The sequence below is a fragment of the Amycolatopsis suaedae genome (assembly GCF_004214935.1).
Classification (GTDB): Bacteria; Actinomycetota; Actinomycetes; order Mycobacteriales; family Pseudonocardiaceae; genus Amycolatopsis; species Amycolatopsis suaedae.
Window position 1 is genome coordinate 85,108 of sequence record NZ_SFCC01000017.1, and the last position, 17,414, is coordinate 102,521.

16 protein-coding genes and 1 riboswitch are annotated in these 17,414 nt (G+C 73.8%); of the genes, 5 read left to right on the forward strand and 11 right to left on the reverse strand.

What is annotated here, in order from left to right; genetic code table 11:
* Positions 1-102 precede the first annotated feature (102 nt).
* From EWH70_RS29350 to holA, 3 genes are read right to left on the reverse strand one after another with little or no spacing between them, the layout of a single operon-like run.
* Complete coding sequence (locus EWH70_RS29350; protein ID WP_205669307.1) at positions 103-744, reverse strand: response regulator transcription factor; 642 nt, start codon at positions 742-744, stop codon at positions 103-105.
* Positions 741-2,921: an ATP-binding protein gene (locus EWH70_RS29355; RefSeq protein ID WP_130478797.1), complete on the reverse strand. Its 2,181-nt coding sequence runs from the start codon at positions 2,919-2,921 to the stop codon at positions 741-743. Before EWH70_RS29355 ends, EWH70_RS29350 begins: the two co-directional genes overlap by 4 nt.
* 38 nt (positions 2,922-2,959) lie before the next feature.
* Entirely contained in the window at positions 2,960-3,940 is a 981-nt protein-coding gene (gene holA / locus EWH70_RS29360) for a DNA polymerase III subunit delta (RefSeq protein WP_130478798.1), read from the reverse strand.
* A gap of 111 nt (positions 3,941-4,051) precedes the next feature.
* Positions 4,052-4,184: riboswitch (SAM riboswitch) on the forward strand.
* 12 nt (positions 4,185-4,196) lie between these two features.
* Between holA and thrC the strand changes: the two genes are divergently transcribed.
* Positions 4,197-5,444: a threonine synthase gene (gene thrC, locus EWH70_RS29365; protein WP_130478799.1), complete on the forward strand. Its 1,248-nt coding sequence runs from the start codon at positions 4,197-4,199 to the stop codon at positions 5,442-5,444.
* A gap of 78 nt (positions 5,445-5,522) precedes the next feature.
* Positions 5,523-5,927, forward strand: coding sequence for a hypothetical protein (locus EWH70_RS29370; RefSeq protein WP_130478800.1), 405 nt, complete (start codon positions 5,523-5,525; stop codon positions 5,925-5,927).
* A 3-nt stretch (positions 5,928-5,930) separates the two neighbouring features.
* On the opposite strand, the gene EWH70_RS35640 is transcribed toward EWH70_RS29370, so the two are convergent.
* Positions 5,931-6,110, reverse strand: coding sequence for a hypothetical protein (locus EWH70_RS35640; RefSeq protein ID WP_165436461.1), 180 nt, complete (start codon positions 6,108-6,110; stop codon positions 5,931-5,933).
* On the opposite strand from EWH70_RS35640, the gene EWH70_RS29375 reads away from it, so the two are divergent.
* Positions 6,052-6,444 (forward strand): DUF6221 family protein, encoded by a 393-nt coding sequence (locus EWH70_RS29375; protein ID WP_130478867.1) that lies wholly within the window; start codon positions 6,052-6,054, stop codon positions 6,442-6,444. The two genes, EWH70_RS35640 and EWH70_RS29375, sit on opposite strands and share 59 nt — an antisense overlap.
* Before the next feature lie 555 nt (positions 6,445-6,999).
* Here EWH70_RS29375 and EWH70_RS29380 read toward each other — a convergent pair.
* The 7 genes from EWH70_RS29380 to nadD form a co-directional block, all read right to left on the reverse strand.
* The gene (locus tag EWH70_RS29380; protein WP_130478801.1) at positions 7,000-9,348 is read right to left on the reverse strand and encodes a ComEC/Rec2 family competence protein; all 2,349 of its coding nucleotides are present in this window, start codon (positions 9,346-9,348) and stop codon (positions 7,000-7,002) included.
* Positions 9,345-10,067, reverse strand: coding sequence for a ComEA family DNA-binding protein (locus tag EWH70_RS29385; protein ID WP_130478802.1), 723 nt, complete (start codon positions 10,065-10,067; stop codon positions 9,345-9,347). The genes EWH70_RS29380 and EWH70_RS29385 overlap by 4 nt, the downstream gene beginning before the upstream one ends.
* A gap of 63 nt (positions 10,068-10,130) precedes the next feature.
* On the reverse strand, positions 10,131-10,994 hold the full coding sequence (locus tag EWH70_RS29390; RefSeq protein WP_130478803.1) for a DegV family protein: 864 nt from the start codon (positions 10,992-10,994) through the stop codon (positions 10,131-10,133).
* Complete coding sequence (octT, locus tag EWH70_RS29395) at positions 10,979-11,710, reverse strand: diglucosylglycerate octanoyltransferase (protein ID WP_130478804.1); 732 nt, start codon at positions 11,708-11,710, stop codon at positions 10,979-10,981. Before octT ends, EWH70_RS29390 begins: the two co-directional genes overlap by 16 nt.
* Before the next feature lie 5 nt (positions 11,711-11,715).
* Positions 11,716-12,336, reverse strand: a complete 621-nt coding sequence (locus tag EWH70_RS29400) for a histidine phosphatase family protein (RefSeq protein WP_240687295.1) — start codon at positions 12,334-12,336, stop codon at positions 11,716-11,718.
* A complete protein-coding gene (gene rsfS, locus EWH70_RS29405; protein ID WP_130478805.1) occupies positions 12,333-12,734 on the reverse strand; it encodes a ribosome silencing factor in 402 nt (133 codons plus the stop codon). The genes EWH70_RS29400 and rsfS overlap by 4 nt, the downstream gene beginning before the upstream one ends.
* 54 nt (positions 12,735-12,788) lie before the next feature.
* Positions 12,789-13,361: a nicotinate-nucleotide adenylyltransferase gene (nadD, locus tag EWH70_RS29410; protein ID WP_240687301.1), complete on the reverse strand. Its 573-nt coding sequence runs from the start codon at positions 13,359-13,361 to the stop codon at positions 12,789-12,791.
* A 366-nt stretch (positions 13,362-13,727) separates the two neighbouring features.
* Between nadD and EWH70_RS29415 the strand changes: the two genes are divergently transcribed.
* Both EWH70_RS29415 and EWH70_RS29420 read left to right on the forward strand, forming a co-directional pair.
* Positions 13,728-15,833 (forward strand): RecQ family ATP-dependent DNA helicase, encoded by a 2,106-nt coding sequence (locus tag EWH70_RS29415; protein ID WP_130478807.1) that lies wholly within the window; start codon positions 13,728-13,730, stop codon positions 15,831-15,833.
* Between the two features lie 250 nt (positions 15,834-16,083).
* Entirely contained in the window at positions 16,084-17,364 is a 1,281-nt protein-coding gene (locus EWH70_RS29420) for an MFS transporter (RefSeq protein WP_130478808.1), read from the forward strand.
* Positions 17,365-17,414: the final 50 nt, after the last annotated feature.

The window sequence follows — 17,414 nt, forward strand, 5'->3', positions numbered from 1 at the left end:
TGTCGTTGCCGGGGTTCGTGAGCCTCGGCCCCCCTCTGCCGAGGCTCGTCCACACAGCGTAGGCGCCGTCGGCCGGACGGCTGTCAGCCGAACGACCGACAGTCAGAGGTCGTCGAGCCCGATGAGGCCGTCCTGCATGGCCCGGGCCAGCAGCGCGGCCTTGGTCGCCGCCGCGCGGCCGGCGTTGGCGTAGCGGATGCGTACCCGGTCCAGGTAGGTGTTGACGGTGCTGACCGAGACCCCCATCTTCTCGGCCACCAGGTCCTTGGACTCGCAGCGGAACCACAGCAGCAGCGCGTCCCGCTCGCGGGGGGTGAGCTGGGGGCGGGACTGGCTGCTGTCGGTGCCGAGCACCCCGGCCAGCTTCGGCGGGGTGTAGGGCTGGTCCCCTGCCGCCGCCCGCACCGCGGCCACCAGGTGCCGGTCCCCCTCGGCCTTGGTGAGGTAGCTCACCGCCCCGAGGTCCAGGCAGGTCAGGACGGTCTGGTCGTCGTCGCGCATGGAGTAGACGACCACCCGCCTGCCCGCGTCGGTCAGCCTGCGCAGCTCGGCCAGTGCCGGCACGGCGGAGTCCAGCATGAGGTCGAGGATCACGACGTCCGCGTCCAGTCCGGGGCCCGCCCAGGCCACGGCGACCTGGGCGCCCGCGGCGACGACGTCGATCGGCGGGTCGGCCTGCGCGCACCACGCCCGGATCCCGGCGACGATGGCCGGGTGGTCGTCGACGATCACCACGCTCGTCACGCCGTCCTCCTCCCGGTCCGCACGGTCGCCTCGAGCCACACCGAGCCGTCCCGGCCGACCACGGAGATCTCGGCGGGCCCGCTCGCGGGCACCGGCCCTGGCGCCGGGGCGTCGGCCAGCACGCTCACGGTAACCGCATCGCCGTGCGCGGTGACGGTGATCCTGGCCGAGCCCACCGCCTCCGCGAGCAGGGCGATCACCGGGTCGGTCAGGGCGCGGCGCTGGGCCGTCGACAGCGGCAGGCTCTGCCCGGACACCGCGAACGTCACCGCCACGCCCGCGCGTTCGGCGACCTCGGCGCAGGCGCGCAGCTCGTGCACCAGCGGGTCGGCGACGTCGTCCCGCTCCGCCAGCAGCCTGCGCAGCCGTGCGGCCTGCGTGGCGCAGTCCCGGCGCACCCGCGGCGCCGCCGGGTCGAGCGTGCCGTCGGCCAGGCCACGCAGCAGCGGCACGACCGTGCGGTCCAGCTCGGCGTAGCGGGCACGCCGGTCGGCACGCAGCTGGGCGGCCACCACCGACCGGGTCCGCAACCGCTCGCGCTCGGCCGTCGCGCGGGCCGCCCGGCCGGCGACCCCGCGCAGCGCTGCGGCCGCAGCGCCGACGGCCAGCTGGACGCTGCCGGCGATGACGGTCATGCTCGCCAGCGCGACCAGCGTCGGCCGGTCACCCTGGCCCGCGAGCACGACCTGGGTCGCCGTGACGCCGAGGTGCACGGCGAGGAAGGCGGCCAGCTCCCGCACCGGCCGGTCCATGAGCACGAGCACCGCGGCCAGGCCGGCCAGCGGGTAGACCCAGTGGGTCTGGGTGACCAGCAGCCCGGCGGGCACCGCCGCCGTCGACAGCACCGACGCCACCAGCAGAAGCCCCAGCGACAGCACCGGCAAGCGGCGGCCGCGTCCGGAGAGCCCGGTGACGCCCGCCGCCACAACCACGGCGGCGATCAGGCCGAACGCCACCAGCTGCCAGGTCAGCGAGACGTACTCGTCCGCGTGCCCGATCAGGGTGGGCAGGTAGAAGGCCGCGGTGGCGAACGCGGCCAGGCCGAACGCCGCCCGCCGCCAGGCCGTCACCAGCCGCGGTGCCGGGTCGTCGACGGGCTCGGCCGCGGCGACGGCGGCCTGGTCCGCGCCGGGCAGTTCCAGGGTCACGGTGGTGCCCCGGCCGGGTTCCGAACGCACGGTGGCGTGCCCGCCGACGGTGGCCAGCCTGGCCCGGATCGAGTCCCGCAGGCCGCGTCGCAGCGGCGGGACGGCGTCCGGGTCGAAGCCGCGGCCGTCGTCGCGTACCTCGACGACCACCCCGCCGCCGGGTTCACTCCGGACCGACAGTGCGGCCGTGCCGCTGCCGGCGTGGCGGGCGACGTTGGTCAGTGCCTCGGCGACGGCGCCGCGGACCGCTTCGGCGCGGCGGGCCGACACCCGGACGGCCCCGGCCGTCACCTCGGCCCGCAGCGGCGCCAGCCGGGCCTGTTCGGTCAGCAGCGCGGCGAGGTCGGTGTCCTCGGTGTCCTCGGCCGCCGAGCCGGTCAGGGTGCGCAGGTCGCGCGCGGCCTGCGCGGCCAGCGACGGCCGGGTGCCCGCGGTGCCGGTCCCGGCGACCAGCAGGGTCGCGGCGGCGGTGTCGTGCAGTGCGGCGAGGTGTTCGCGCTCGTCGGCCCGCCGGGCCAGCGCCACGGCCTCGGAGGCCCGCTGCTCGCGGAGCCGTTCCCCGGCGTCGTCGGCGATCCGCGCGGTCCGGCGCAGCAGCGCGTAACTGGCCCGGCAGAGCCCGGCCTGCGCGAGGAACCAGGCGGCGAACGGCACCAGCGCGCCGGCCCGGTCCGGTTCGGCGAGCAGGCCGCCCGCGACGAAGCTCAGCGAGACCAGCACCGCGGCCGCCCAGCCGAGAGCCGGCCCGGTGCGCAGCTGCGTGGTCATGGCGGTGACCGACGCGACGACCACCACCCAGCTCGCGCCGTCCACCGACAGCTCGACGGTGGTCGTGAGGCCCGCGGTGAGGCACACGCCCGTGGCGACCGCGGTGTCAACGAGCACGGCGACCGTGCGGGGCAGGAGCAGGGCGAGCACGGTCAGGGCCAGCACCGCGGCCGCCGCGATCGCGGCGGCGGCCCGCTGGCCGCCGGTCACCGCCCACGGCGCCAGCAGGGAACCCAGCACGACGACGACCGTGTGCCACACCAGGCCGTAACGCTGCGCCAGTCGGCGCAGCTCCTCGGTCAGCGGCGCTCCCGGATCTCCGGCAGCGCGAGCACGGCGCGCTCCAGTGCGTACTCGCCGTCCGCCGCCGCGCCCTTGACCTCGGCGTTGAGCGTGGCGACCAGCCGCATCGCGTCGGCCAGCGCGTCCGGGGTCCAGCCCCGTGCCTGGCCCTGTGCCTTGCGTACCTTCCACGGCGGCATGCCCAGCTCGCCGGCGAGCTGGTTGGGGTTGCCCCTGCCCGCGGCCGACACCCTGGCGATGGTGCGGACCGCGTCGGCGAGCGCGTCGGCCACCAGAACGTGCGGCACGCCGATGTTCAGCGCCCAGCGCAGCGTTTCCAGTGCGGCGGCCCGGTCACCGGCGACGGCCTTCTCCGCGACCGCGAACCCGGTCACGTCGGCGCGTCCCTGGTGGTAGCGGCGCACGGCCTGCTCGTCGACCCTGCCGCCGGAGTCGGCGACCAGCTGCGTGGCCGCGGCCGACAGTTCCCGCAGGTCGGAGCCGACCGCGTCGATCAGCGCCAGCACCCCGGCCGCGTCGATCTTGCCGCCCGCCTGGCGTACCTCGTTGCGGACGAACGCCTCGCGGTCGGACGCCTTGGTGACCTTGGCGCACTCGACCACCTGGGCCCCGGCCTTGCGCAGGGCCGCGGGCAGGCCCTTGCCAGCCTTGCTGCGCCCGCCGCCGCTGTGCACGACGACGAGCACCACGCCGTCGGCGGGCTCGGCGGCGTAGGCCACGATCGCGTCGCCGACCTCCTGGCTGACGTCCTGCGCGCTCTCCAGCGCGATCACCCTGCCCTCGCTGAACAGCGACGGGCTGACCAGCTCGGCGAGCGCACCCGGTGTGAGTTCGGACACGCGCACCCGGGTCAGCTCGGCGGCGGGGTCCGCGGCGCGGGCCGATTCCAGCGCGGCCCGGACCGCCCGTTCGACGAGCAGTTCTTCCTCTCCGAGCACCAGGTTCAGCGGGGCCGGAGCGGCGGCGGATGCGGTCACGGCGTCGATCCTGCCACGGGCGTCCGACGGGTAGGACGTGGTGGCACGACGTGACCGCCATGTCGTACGGTGTAGCCGGACCGCCCGGGCGGTGGTCCGACAACCGAATACCGCTCATCCAGAGGGGCAGAGGGAACGGCCCGATGAAGCCCCGGCAACCGGCGTCAGCCTGTCATCTCGATTCCGCGAGGTAGCTGACGAACACGGTGCCAATTCCGGCCCGCGCCAGCGGGACAGATGAGGAAAGGACCTCGCGATGACCGCAGCCGCCACAAAACTCGACCTTGGCCCCGCCGCCGAGCTGGTGTCGAAGGAAGAGGGACACCGGCAGCCGCTGGCCCCCGAGTTCGTCTCCGCCGAGGACTTCTCCCCGCTCGAGGTCGCCTACGACTTCGGCCGGGTACGCCGCGAGGACATCGAAGCCGGCCCGCGCAACATCTGGCGGTACAAGAAACTTCTCCCCGTTCCGTCCACTGTGGAGCAGACGCCGAACACGGAGCCGGGCTGTACCAGGCTGGTCCGTGCCGACCGGCTGGCCAAGGCTCTCGGGGTCAAGCGGATCTGGGTGAAGGACGACACCGGCAACCCGACCCACTCGTTCAAGGACCGGGTGGTCGCCGTGGCGCTGGCCGCGGCGCGGGAGTTCGGCTTCGAGGTGCTGGCCTGCCCGTCGACCGGGAACCTGGCCAACGCCACGGCCGCCGCGGCGGCGCGGGCGGGCTGGAAGTCCGTGGTGCTGATCCCGTCGAGCCTGGAGCGGGCCAAGATCCTGACCACGGCCGTCTACGACGGTGAGCTGATCGCCGTCGACGGCAACTACGACGACGTCAACCGGCTGGCCACGCAGCTGGCCGCGGAGAACGAGAAGTGGGCGTTCGTCAACGTCAACGTGCGGCCGTACTACTCGGAGGGGTCGAAGACCCTGGCGTTCGAGGTGGCCGAGCAGCTGGGCTGGCGGCGGCCGGAGCAGATCGTCGTGCCGATCGCGTCGGGCTCGCAGCTGACCAAGGTCGACAAGGGTTTCCGCGAGCTGGGTGAGCTGGGCCTGGTGGAGGAGAGCCCGTACAAGATCTTCGGGGCGCAGGCCACCGGCTGCTCGCCGGTGTCGGCGGCGTTCCGCGCGGGCCACGATGTGGTGCAGCCGGTCAAGCCGGACACCATCGCGCGGTCGCTGGCCATCGGCAACCCGGCCGACGGGCCGTACGTGCTGGACGTGGTCAACCGCACCGGCGGCGCCATCGAGGACGTCAGCGACGAGGAGGTCGTCGAGGGCATCCGGCTGCTGGCCAGGACCGAGGGCATCTTCACCGAGACCGCCGGTGGTGTCACCGTGGCGACGGCGAAGAAGCTCATCGAGGCCGGCAAGCTCGACCCGGACGCCGAGACCGTCCTGCTGATCACCGGCGACGGCCTGAAGACCCTGGACGCGGTCGACGGCAAGATCGGGCCGAAGGCCACCGTGCCGCCGTCGGCCGACGCCGTGCGAGCCGCGCTCGGCGGGTAACCGACGGTGTACGAGCGGACACGGCGGGAGTAGGCTGGGCGCCTGCCCCCGTCGTGAACGCGAGAGCGCAGGTGATCGGTGCGCAAGCCGCTGTCCGCCGCCCTGACGACCGTGGCTGTCCTGGGGTTGCCCGCCTGCGCCGCGCCTGCCCCGCCTCCACCCGCGCCGCCGGTCCCGCCCGCTCCCCCGCCGCCCGCCGTCGAACGGCCGGTGCGGGTGACCGTCTCCGGCGCCGGCGCGGTCTTCCGGGTCCGCGGCGAGGTGTTCGGCGACACCGGGCCGATCGACATGCCGCCAGCCGGAACGGACTCGGCCGCGTTCAGCACACCGAAGTCGCCCGACCAGCTCGTGCTCCGGGTGGAGGTGTGGCCCGGCCCCGACGGCACCGGCGACTGCGCGATCACCGTGGCGGACCAGCCGGTCGTCCAGGCGCGCGCCGCACCGGACAGCCCGACCGCTCTGTGCGACCTGCACGGCGCCTGACTATCACAATTGCCACAATTCGTAACTCAAAAGCGTGAGTGCGCTCGCCGTCTCGGTAACACTCGGTGAAACTTCCTCGACGAGGATGTCGACGCCGATAGCCGAGAAACGGGGCGAAGCCGGAATGGACGATCTGGTCACCTTTCTATCCGCACGGATAAACGAGCGCCAGTCGTTGATCATGCGCACGGTGGCCAGGGGGCGATCCGGCAACGGCTTCGAACGACCCGAGGCGCTCATGGACATGGAGATGCGGATCCGCGGCCTGGGCAACGGCGAGCTCGACGTGATCAACCACATGGTCCAGGAGGTCGAGGCCCAGCGCAGGATCGTCGCCGCCCACCACACCGTCGTGACCGAGAAGGTCGACGGGTTCCCGACCTACGGCCTCGAGTACGCCTGCCAGACCTGTCACGCGCCCGCCGACGTGGTCGGCTGGAACTGGTGCCTGACACTGCGGCTTCTCGCGCTCCCGTACGCCGATCACAAGGACTACCAAGAGGAATGGCGCCCCTGATTCCTTTTCCTTTCCGCGCCTGAATTCGTGATCAATTAACCGTTCCCGGCTTCGGTGGAGGTGAAGGCCGCCTTCATCAGGTGAGACGTCAGGGCCCCGGCAAAGTCCGGTCGCGGGCAGACGAGGTGGCTGGTCTCGAGCGTGGAACTCGCGTGCCGGAACGTAGAACTCGCGTGCGTGAGCGCAGAACTCACGATGTGGATCGGGTTCTCACGTGGTGCCGGTCGCCCGCGTGAACGGGCCGGTCGCGCGAGTCCTCCGTTCCCGACCCGCGAGTCGACCGTTCCCGACCCCCGAGTTGCACGTTCCCGCCTGCCTGGTCCCACTGCCCGGCACGCCGATTCCGGATCGCGGGACGAACCCGTCTTCGCCTGGCCGAACGGGCCGCTCGCGCCGCCCTGCCGGGCCGGAGCACGAGGTTCGCGTTCCTGAACACGTCATTCGCGTTCCCGTACACGACACTCACCATCCGGACCCCGCGTCCCAGCCCGTGAACCCGCCTCACGCCAACGGGCCACTCGCCGCGAGTCTCACCTTCCGGAACGCGGGCTCCCGTTAGCGGCCTCGGCGGACCACGGCCGGGCCCGTCGCGCCGGGCAGGACGGCGTGGTCACCGTCGAGGTCGGTGCGCACCAGCAGGGCGCCCGCGGCCAGCAACGCGTCGACCGTCGAACGGGCCGGATGGCCATAGGTGTTGCCCGCACCCACGCTCACCGAGGCCAGGCGGGGCGCCACCGCCTCGACGAACCGCGGCAGGGTCGCGCGCGAGCCGTGGTGCGGGACCTTGAGGATCTCGGCCCGCAGGTCGGCCCCGGAGGCGAGCAGGTCCGCCTGCGCGGCCAGCTCGACGTCGCCGGTGAGCAGCAGCCGCCCGGCCGGGGTGGTCGCGCGCAGCACCACCGAGCTGTTGTTGATCGCCGTTCCGTCCCGTTCCCCCTCTCCTTCCGGCCCCGCGTAGCGGGGACCCAGCACCTCCAGGCCCAGGCCGGGCCACTCCAGCCGCAACCCGGCGGCCAGATCCACCAACGGCACACCGTGCCGCGCGGCCTGCTCGCCGACCTCCCGCCACGCCCAGCCCGGCGACCGCCCGGGGCCCACCGCCACGGCGCCGACGGTCCGGCCCTCGAACACCGACGACAGCCCGCCCACGTGATCGGCGTGCAGGTGGCTCAGCACCAGCAGCGGCACCCGGTCGACGCCCAGCCGGTCGAGGCAGCGGTCGACCGGGCCCGGCTCCGGGCCGGCGTCCACCACGACCGCACGGCCCGGCTCCGCCGTGGCGAGAGCGAGCGCGTCGCCCTGCCCGACGTCGCACACCGCGACCGACCACCCGGCGGGCGGCCACGCGGGCGCCACCATCCGCACCGGCACCACCACGAGCAGCAGCACCACCAGCAGCACGGCCAGCCCGACCCGCAGGCGGCGGATCCGCACGGCCGCCACGATCGCGCCCACCGCTGCCGCGGCGAGCACGCCGCCCCACCAGCCCGACGGCCAGCCGAGCACCGCACCGGGCAGCGCGGCGCCCTCCCTGGCGACGAGGATCAGCCAGTCCAGTGCCGGCTCGGCCACGTGGGCGGCCGCCGACGCGGCACCCGGCGACACCACCGACAGCACGGTGGCCAGCACTCCCAGGACGGTCGCCGGTGCCACCACCGGTGCCGCCAGCAGGTTGGCCACCACCGCGACCATGCTCAGCTCACCGGACACCCCGGCCAGCACCGGCGCGGTCACCAGGAAGGCCACCACGGGCACCGCCAGCGCCTCCGCCAGCCCGACGGGAACACCGCGGCCGGCCAGCGCCGCCGCGCAGCGCGGCGCGACCAGGACCAGCCCGGCGGTCGCCACCACGGAGAGCGCGAAGCCGACGTCGGCGGCCATCGCCGGGTCCCACAGCACCAGCCCGGCCACCGCCAGCGCGAGTGCGGGCACGGCGGAGCCGTCCCTGCCGAGACCGAGTGCCAGCAGGCCGACGGCACCCATCACGGCGGCACGCAGGACGCTCGGCTCCGGTCCGACCAGCACGACGTACCCGGCCAGCGTCAGGCCCGCGGCCGCCGCCGACGACCTCGGCCCGAGCCGTAGCACCCTGCGCATCAGCAGCAGCACCGCCCCGGCCACGATCATCACGTTGGTCCCGGACGCCGCCGTGAGGTGGCTCAGCCCGCTGTCGCGGAACTCGTCGACGATCCGAGCAGACAACCCGGAGGTGTCCCCCACCACGAGACCGGGCAGCAGACCGGCCGGTTCGTCGCCGAGGGTCGCCGAGGCCGCCAGCAGCCCCGCCCGCAGCGGTTCGACGAGCGCCTGCGCCCAGGGCACCGGCCCGGCCTCGGCGGGCGGGCCGCGGGCAGACAGCGTCGCCACGGTCAGCTCGCCCTGGCGGGCGGGAGCGAGCCGCCCCGCCGCGGTCACCTCCTGGCCCGGCCGCAGTCCCGCCCAGCCGTCGACCGGAGTCAGCAGAATCACCCGGCCGGTCGACCCGACGTCGGCGCCCTCGGCCCGCAGGCGGATCAGGTCGGCCCGCACCACGAGTGCCCGCGCGCCGCTCGGCCGGCCGGCATAGCCGGACGAGCGCACCGGACGGGGCCGCTCGGTCAGCGTCACCCGCAGCTCGGCCACCGCCCCGGCCTCGGCGGGCCGGCGCGCCGGATCGTGCTGGGCGCCTGCCAGCCGCGGGCATACGGTGGCCAGCAGCAGCCCACCGCACACCAGCCCGGCCCCCGCAGCCGTCCGCCACCGGCCGAGGCGGCGGGCCCGCAGGGCGGCAGCCGACAGCAGCACGGTCGCGGCCGCCACGGCCAGCGTCAGCTCCCAGGCGAGTAGGAGGCCCAGCAAGGTGGCCAGCCAGACGGCCACGGCCGCCGGAACGGCCCGCAGGTCGTGGCGTGGCACATCGGTCACGGCACCACCACCTGATCACGCAGCCGCGCCAGCCGGGTCTCGCCGATGCCGTCGACCTCGCGTAGCTGCTCGACGCTGGCGAACCGGCCGTGGGCCGTGCGCCAGTCGAGGATGCGCTGGGCGGTGACCTGGCCGATTCCCGGCAGGTCGTCGAGCTGGCGCAGGGTCGCGGTGTTGAGGTCGACCTTGCCCGGTGGCCCGCCGGGCATCGCGCCGCCGGCGGCCGTGTCGACGGCGGGCGGCACGCCGACGTGCAACTGCTCGCCGTCGACCAGGCGCCGGGCCAGGTTGACCGTGCTCGGGTCGACCCCCGGCAACGGGCCACCCGCCGCGCGCAGCGCGTCGGCCGCCCGCGCCCCGGCCGGCAGCGTGACCAGCCCCGGTGCGGCCACCTTGCCCGCGACGCTCACCACGATCGTCTCCGGCGGACCGGCAGGCGGCGGCGGAGCGGGCGAGGCCCTGGCCGGTGGCAGCGCGGGTGCCTGCTCCGGCGCCGGGCCGTCCCGCAGGAGCAGGACCGAGCCGAGAACGACGGCGCACACCGCCAGGACGACCAGCGCCGCGCGCAGCCGCCGCCGGATCTGGTCGCCATCGGCACCGGGCAGCCACCGGCGCAGGAGTTCGAGGAAACGGGGCCGCTGGGAGGCGGCCCTGGCCAGCTGGTCGAGGCTGACGCGGGCGGTGGCCGAGTCGGCCTTGCGAGGGGAGTGATCGAACATGCGATCGACGTTAGGTGGGGTGATCGCGTGGGGTACAGGGTGGATTGTGGTGGCTGTGGACAACTAGGGGGCTGTGGACAGATCCCCCGCCCGCTGCACGACCACGCCCAGCACCCCGGGCCCGGTGTGGGCACCGATGACCGCACCCAGCTCCGACACCACACAGCCCTCGGACCGCGGCAGCCGCTCCTCCAGGCGGTTGGCCAGGTCGACAGCCCGTTCCGGCGAGGCCAGATGGTGCACGGCCAGCTCGACCACGTCGTCACCCGCGGCGGCCACGGCCAGGTCGACCAGGCGCGCCACCGCACGGTTCATCGTGCGGACCTTCTCCAGCGGGCAGATCGCGCCGTCGGACATGTGCAGCACCGGTTTGACCGCCAGCGCCGTCCCGAGCAGCGCGGCCGCCGGCCCGATCCGGCCGCCGCGGCGCAGGTGTTCCAGGGTCTCCACCACGAACAGCGTCTCGGAACGCTCGGCGGCCTCGACGGCGGCGCGTTCCACGGCGGCGGCGTCCGCTCCCCCGGCCGCGACGGCCGCGGCGTGCAGCGCCGCGAATCCGAGCCCCATCGCGGTGGTCCGGGAATCGACGACCCGCACGACGTCCGGCCCGACCTCCTGCGCGGCCAGCACCGCCGCCTCCCAGGTCCCGGACAGCTCCCGGGACAGGTGCACCGACACCACGGCCTCGGCGCCGTCGCGCAGCGCCGCCCGGAACCGCGCGGCGAACTCGGCGGGGGTGGGCCGGGACGTCGTCACGATGCGGCGTTGCCCCAGCGCCTCGGCCAGTGCGGCGGGGCCGACCTCGACGCCGTCCAGCGCGGCCACGCCGTCGACCAGCACGTGCAGGGGCACCACCCGGATACCGTGCCGGTCGGCGAAACCCTCCGGCAGGTGGGCGGTGGAATCCGTGACTACGGCGACCGGCACGCCGTCACCCTATCCCGCACCAGGTCGGCCATCGCGGCGCCGACGGCGGCGTGACCGGCCCAGCCCCAGTGCATGCCGTCGGCGTTTCCGTGCCCGCCGAGAACGTGGTCGCCGACGACCGCGGCGAGGTCGAGCAGCGGCACGCCGGCGCGGCGTGCCCAGCCGGCCATCGCCGCGGCGGTGACCGGCCGCACCGCGTGCACACCGCCGTAGGACGGCGCCCGGTGCACCGACGGCAAGATGCCGACGATGGGCAGGTCGGGCCGCAGCACCCGCAGCGCGCCGACGCTCGTGTCGAGGTAGCGCACGGTCAGCTTCGGCGGCAGCACGGCCGGCCTGCCCCGCAACGCGACGGCCAGCCGGGGCTGGGCGGCGAGGTAGGCGGCCCGCACGGTGCGGCGCAGCGGGTCCGGCCGCAGGTACCGCAGGCCGATCCGCAGGTAGGTGGGCAGCGGCGAGGGCAGGGTGTCCATGCTGCCGATGGCCAGCACGACGACGTCGGCACGATGCAGGTCGGCCCACACCCGCGGGTCACCGGTCAGCGTCCACCAGAGGTCCCGGGCGTTCCAGCCGATGCCGGCGACCAGGTCCGCCGACCCGCCGAGCGCGGCGGCGGTCACGTTGGGCCACAGCCGGGGCTCGTCGGCCGCGCACGGGCCGTCCGGGCCGTGGAAGCTCAGCGAGTCGCCGAAGACCAGCAGCCGGGGTCCGCCCATGCGCCTCAGCCGGTGATACCGGCGTTGTAGGCGGCCAGCCGCCACCGGCCGTCCCGCCGGGCGAGTTCGACCCAGTGGCAGTTGGCGATGCCGCCCAGCTGCGGCCAGACCTCGACGGGCAGGCCGAGCAGGTGCGCGGTGAGCGCGATGATCAGGCCGCCGTGCGCGGCGAGCAGCACCGTGTCGCCGGGCGAGGGGCTCATGCCCTGCAGGTCGGCGACGACCTCGGCGGCCCGCGCCGCGACGTCCACCCTGGACTCACCGCCCGGCGGCGCCCAGGTGGCGTCGGTACGCCAGCGGTGCCGCTCGCCCGGCCAGTCCCGGTCGACCTCCTCGCCGGTGAGCCCCTGCCACTCGCCGAGGTGGGTTTCCCGCAGCCGCTTGTCGATCTGCAGCGGTACGCCGATGGCGTCGGTCAGCACGGTCGCGGTGTCGGTGGCGCGGTGCAGGTCGGACGCGATCACCAGGGCGGGCTCGAAGCGGGCGAGCGCGGGTGCGGCGAACCGTGCCTGGTTCCAGCCGACCGGGGTCAGCGCCGAGTCGAGGTGACCCTGCATCCGGCCCGCGGCGTTGTAGTCGGTCTCGCCGTGGCGCCACAGCACCAGCCGCCGCACCCCGTCGGTCACGAGACTTCCCGCGGCTCGTCGGCCTCGTCCGAGCCGTCGGCCAGCCCCTCGACCTCGATGCGCGGGCAGTCCTTCCACAGCCGCTCCAGGCCGTAGAAGGAGCGTTCCTCGGTGTGCTGGACGTGCACGACCACGTCGACGTAGTCGAGCAGGACCCAGCGACCCTCCCTGGCGCCCTCGCGGCGGACCGGCTTGTGCCCGGCGATCCGCAGCTTCTCCTCGACGTTGTCGACGATCGCGCCGACCTGCCGCTCGTTGGGCGCCGAGGCGATGACGAAGGCGTCGGTGATGACCAGCTGGTCGGACACGTCCAGGACGACGACGTCGGTGGCCTTCTTGTCCGCCGCCGCGTGCGCGGCGGTCACCGCAAGGTCTCGTGCTGCGGACGTGGCTGTCACGGCGCTCCTTCGGTACGGGGTTTCGACCGGTCAGCGTACCGGGCGGCGGCGGGTTCAGGCTGGCCCGGGCCGGTAGAGCCGCTTCTTGTCGATGTAGCGGACGACGCCGTCGGGCACCAGGTACCAGACGGGTTCGCCGCGCTGGACCCGTTCCCGGCAGCCGGTGGAGGAGATGGCCATGGCGGTGACCTCGACCAGGCTGACCTTGCCGCTGGGCAGGTGGTGGTCGTTGAGGTGGTACCCGGGTCGGGTGACGCCGATGAAATGGGCGAGGTCGAACAGGTTCTCGGCGTTGCGCCAGGTGAGGATCTGCTCGAGCGCGTCGGCGCCGGTGATGAAGAACAGGTCCACGTCGGGGTACTCCCGGCGCAGGTCGCGCAGGGTGTCGACGGTGTAGGTCTGGCCGCCGCGGTCGATGTCGACCCTGCTCACCGAGAAGACCGGGTTGGACGCGGTGGCGATGACCGTCATCAGGTACCGGTCCTCGGCCTTGGTGACCACCCGGGCGGACTTCTGCCACGGCTGCCCCGTCGGCACGAAGATGACCTCGTCGAGGTCGAACCGGGACTGCACCTCGCTGGCGGCGACGAGGTGCCCGTGGTGGATCGGGTCGAACGTGCCGCCCATGACGCCGATACGTCGCCGCTCTGGCATGAACGTGCAGCGTACGTGACGAGGCGTTGATCCACACCGCATGTGGCCCGGCGCACAGCAACACGCCCGCAGCGAAGCAAGGGCCGAAAACACACGCGATGCGGGGTGCCGCGCCGCCCGGGGACCGGGCGGGGCACCCACGCATCGCGCTCCGACGGCCTGGGGGTACCGCCGGATACCGCCCGCCGGGGGATGGCGGGCGGTACAGAGGGTAAGAGGGGCACGGACGCCCGCCGTGACGCGTCGCGGATGTGACTTGGCTCACATTCCGTTCACGAGCGGACCACTCGTCGACGCGGGATTTCCGTCCCGTCGGCGCCATGGGGTAGACGTGGGTTCGTGGACATCGAACTTCTGCGCGAACGATCGCAGGCCCTGCTCCAGGCACTGGCCGGCGACGGAGCGACGCTGCGCGAGGACCAGTGGACCGCCATCGAGGCACTGGTGGCCCGGCGCAGCCGCGCGCTCGTCGTGCAGCGCACGGGGTGGGGCAAGTCGGCGGTGTACTTCCTGGCGACGGCGCTGCTGCGGGAACAGGGCGCGGGCCCGACGGTGATCATCTCGCCGCTGCTGGCGCTGATGCGCAACCAGATCGCCGCCGCGGCGCGGGCCGGCATCCACGCGACGACCATGAACTCGGCCAACCAGCAGGAGTGGGACGACGTACAGGCACGGATCGCAGGCGGCGAGGTCGACGTGCTGCTGGTCAGCCCGGAACGGCTGAACAACCCCGACTTCCGCGACACCGTGCTGCCCAAGCTCACCGCGACCGCCGGGCTGCTGGTGGTCGACGAGGCGCACTGCATCTCCGACTGGGGGCACGACTTCCGGCCCGACTACCGGCGGCTGCGCACGCTGCTCGGCGACCTGCCCGCGGGCGTGCCGGTACTGGCGACCACCGCGACGGCCAACGACCGGGTGGTCACCGACGTGACCGAGCAGCTCGGCCTCGGCGCGGGCAGCGACACGGTCGTCCTGCGCGGCCCGCTGGACCGCGACAGCCTGCGGCTGGCCGTGGCCCGGCTGCCCACGGCACAGGCCCGGCTCGCCTGGCTGGCCGACCGGCTGGGCGAGCTGCCCGGCTCCGGGATCATCTACACGCTGACCGTGGCGGCGGCACACGACGTCGCGCGGCTGCTGCGCGAGCACGGGCACGCGGTCACCGCCTACACCGGCAAGACCGAGCCCGCCGAGCGGCAGGCCGCCGAGGACGACCTGCTGGCCAACCGGGTGAAGGCGCTGGTGGCCACGTCCGCGCTGGGGATGGGGTTCGACAAGCCGGATCTGGGGTTCGTCGTGCACGTGGGCGCGCCCTCGTCGCCGGTGGCCTACTACCAGCAGGTCGGCCGCGCCGGGCGCGGTGTGCGCCGGGCCGAGGTGATCCTGCTGCCCGGCAGTGAGGACGCCGAGATCTGGCGGTACTTCGACTCGCTGGCCTTTCCCGAGCAGCGCCTGGTCACCCAGCTGCTGAACGCCCTGGCCCAGGCCGACCGGCCGATGTCGACCGCGGCGCTGGAGCCGCTGGTGGAGCTGTCGCGGACCCGGCTGGAGATGGTGCTCAAGGTGCTCGACGTCGACGGCGCCGTCCGGCGGGTGCGCGGCGGCTGGGAGGCCACCGGGCAGGACTGGCACTACGAGGCCGAGCGCTACGCGCGGGTACGCCAGGCTCGCTCCGACGAGCAGAAGGCCATGCTGGCCTACCAGGAGACCGGCGGCTGCCGGATGGAGTTCCTGCTGCGCCAGCTCGACGACCCGCACGCGGCACCGTGCGGGCGGTGCGACAACTGCACCGGCCAGGCCTGGTCGACCGAGGTCTCCGAGGCCGTGGTGGACAGCACGCGGGACACGCTGAGCAAGCCGGGTGTCGAGGTGACCGCCCGGCGCCAGTGGCCGACCGGCATGGCCACGCTCGGGGTGTCGCTGTCCGGCCGGATCTCGGCGGACGAGCGGGCCGAGCCGGGACGGGCGCTGGGCAGGCTGACCGACGTCGGCTGGGGCAACCGGCTGCGGGAACTCGTCGGCACGACGGCCGCGGACCGGGCGGTACCGGCCGACCTGTTCCAGGCGTGTGTGTCGGTGCTCGCCGCGTGGGAGTGGGAACAGCGGCCGGTGGGGGTGGTCGCGCTGCCGTCGTCGACGCGGCCGGTGCTGGTGGCCGATCTGGCGCAGCGGCTGGCGACGATCGGGCGGCTGCGGATGCTGGGCACGCTGGCGGCCGAGGGCGGTCCGCCGCGGCGGGCCAACAGCGCGCAGCGGGTGGCCGACCTGTGGCACCGGCTGACACTGCCGCCCGGCCTGGCCGAGGCGGTGGCGTCGGTGGACGGGCCGGTGCTGCTGGTCGACGACGTCGTCGACACCGGCTGGACGATGACGATCGCGGCCCGGCTGCTGCGGGCCGCCGGCGCACCCGCGGTGCTGCCCTTGGCCCTGGCGAGTACGACATGAGCCAGAGCCTGCTGGCGGACCCACGATCGATGGGATTCGTGATCCAGATGGCTCCTGGCAAGGCGGAGCGAGGCCCTCATATCGGGCATATTCGGGTCTCGCGACAACGCAGCCAGGGGCCGTCTGGGCGCGAATCCCGCGATCAGCGGGGTCCGTCAGCAGGCTCTCGGCACGGTATAAGAACCGCTTTCCACCGGAACAGGCCTGTGGCAGGGTCCTCCCACCGATTGCGGGAGTGTGGAGGTGGCCCATGGCGGACCAGGGTGTGGTCGCGGCGGAGCGGCATCGCCTGCCGGTGCGCAAGCTGTTCGCTGCCAGTGTCGGCAACGCGCTGGAGTGGTTCGACTGGACGATCTACGCCACGTTCAGCATCTACTTCGCCAAGGCGTTCTTCCCCGGTGAGCTCGCGTTCGTCAACACGTTCGCCACCTACGCGCTGGCGTTCTTCTTCCGGCCGCTGGGCGGATACCTGCTGGGCAGGTTCGCCGACCTGAGGGGCCGCAAGCCGGCGATGATCCTCACCATCGTGCTGATGGCGGGTGGCTCGGTGCTCATCGGCGTGCTGCCCACCTACGCGGCAGTGGGCTGGCTGGCGCCGCTCCTGTTGCTGCTGGCACGGATCGCGCAGGGCCTGTCGCTGGGCGGCGAGGTGTCCAACGCGTCGGCCTACCTGGCGGAGATCGCGCCCGCGGAGCGCCGTGGCCGCTACTCGGCGTTCTTCTACATCTCCACCGGGTCGGCGGTGCTCACGGCCTCGGTGCTCGGGTTCGTCCTGGCCAGGACGCTGGACAAGCCGGAGCTGGAGTCGTGGGGCTGGCGCATCCCGTTCCTGCTCGGCGGCGTGCTCGGCCTGATCGGGCTGTGGCTGCGGCGCAGCCTGGCCGAGACCGAGCTGTTCGAGCGGAACAAGGGCACGGCCAAGCGGGTGAAGTCGCCGCTGCTGGCGACCGTGCGGGAGCACCCGAAGGCGGTGGGGCAGCTCGTCGGCTTCTCGATGCTGTCGACGCTGTGCTACTACACGTTCTTCAGCGCCCTGACGCCGTTCGCGGTGAACACCCGCAAGGCCGACGCGGTGGACGTGTTCCTGGCGCTGTCGATCGCCACCGCCCTGTTCGTGGCCCTGCAGTACCCGCTCGGGTCGCTGTCGGACCGCTACGGCCGCAAGCCACAGCTGCTGGTGTGGTCGGCGGCGACGGCGGTGCTGATCGTGCCGCTGTCGTTCCTGGTCCAGCCCGGGTTCGTCGGCCTGCTGGTGGTGTTCTGCGTGGGCCTGGGGCTGTACACGGCGATGACGTCGATCGCGCCGGCGATCATGAGCGAGCTGTTCCCCACCGAACTGCGTGGCCTGGGCATCGGTGCCTGGTACAACCTGACGGTCGCGGTGTTCGGCGGTACCGCGCCGCTGGTGATCCAGCTGCTCGCGGAAGCCGGGATGTCGACGCTGTTCTTCTGGTACGTCGCCGCCGGGGCCGCCGTCGCGTTCCTGGTGATCCTGCGGCTGCCGGAGACGAAGGGGTCGCCGCTGCGCTGATCCTTTTCGGGTGAAACCCCTGGCCGGGTGTTGTGTCGCCGGTCACGTTC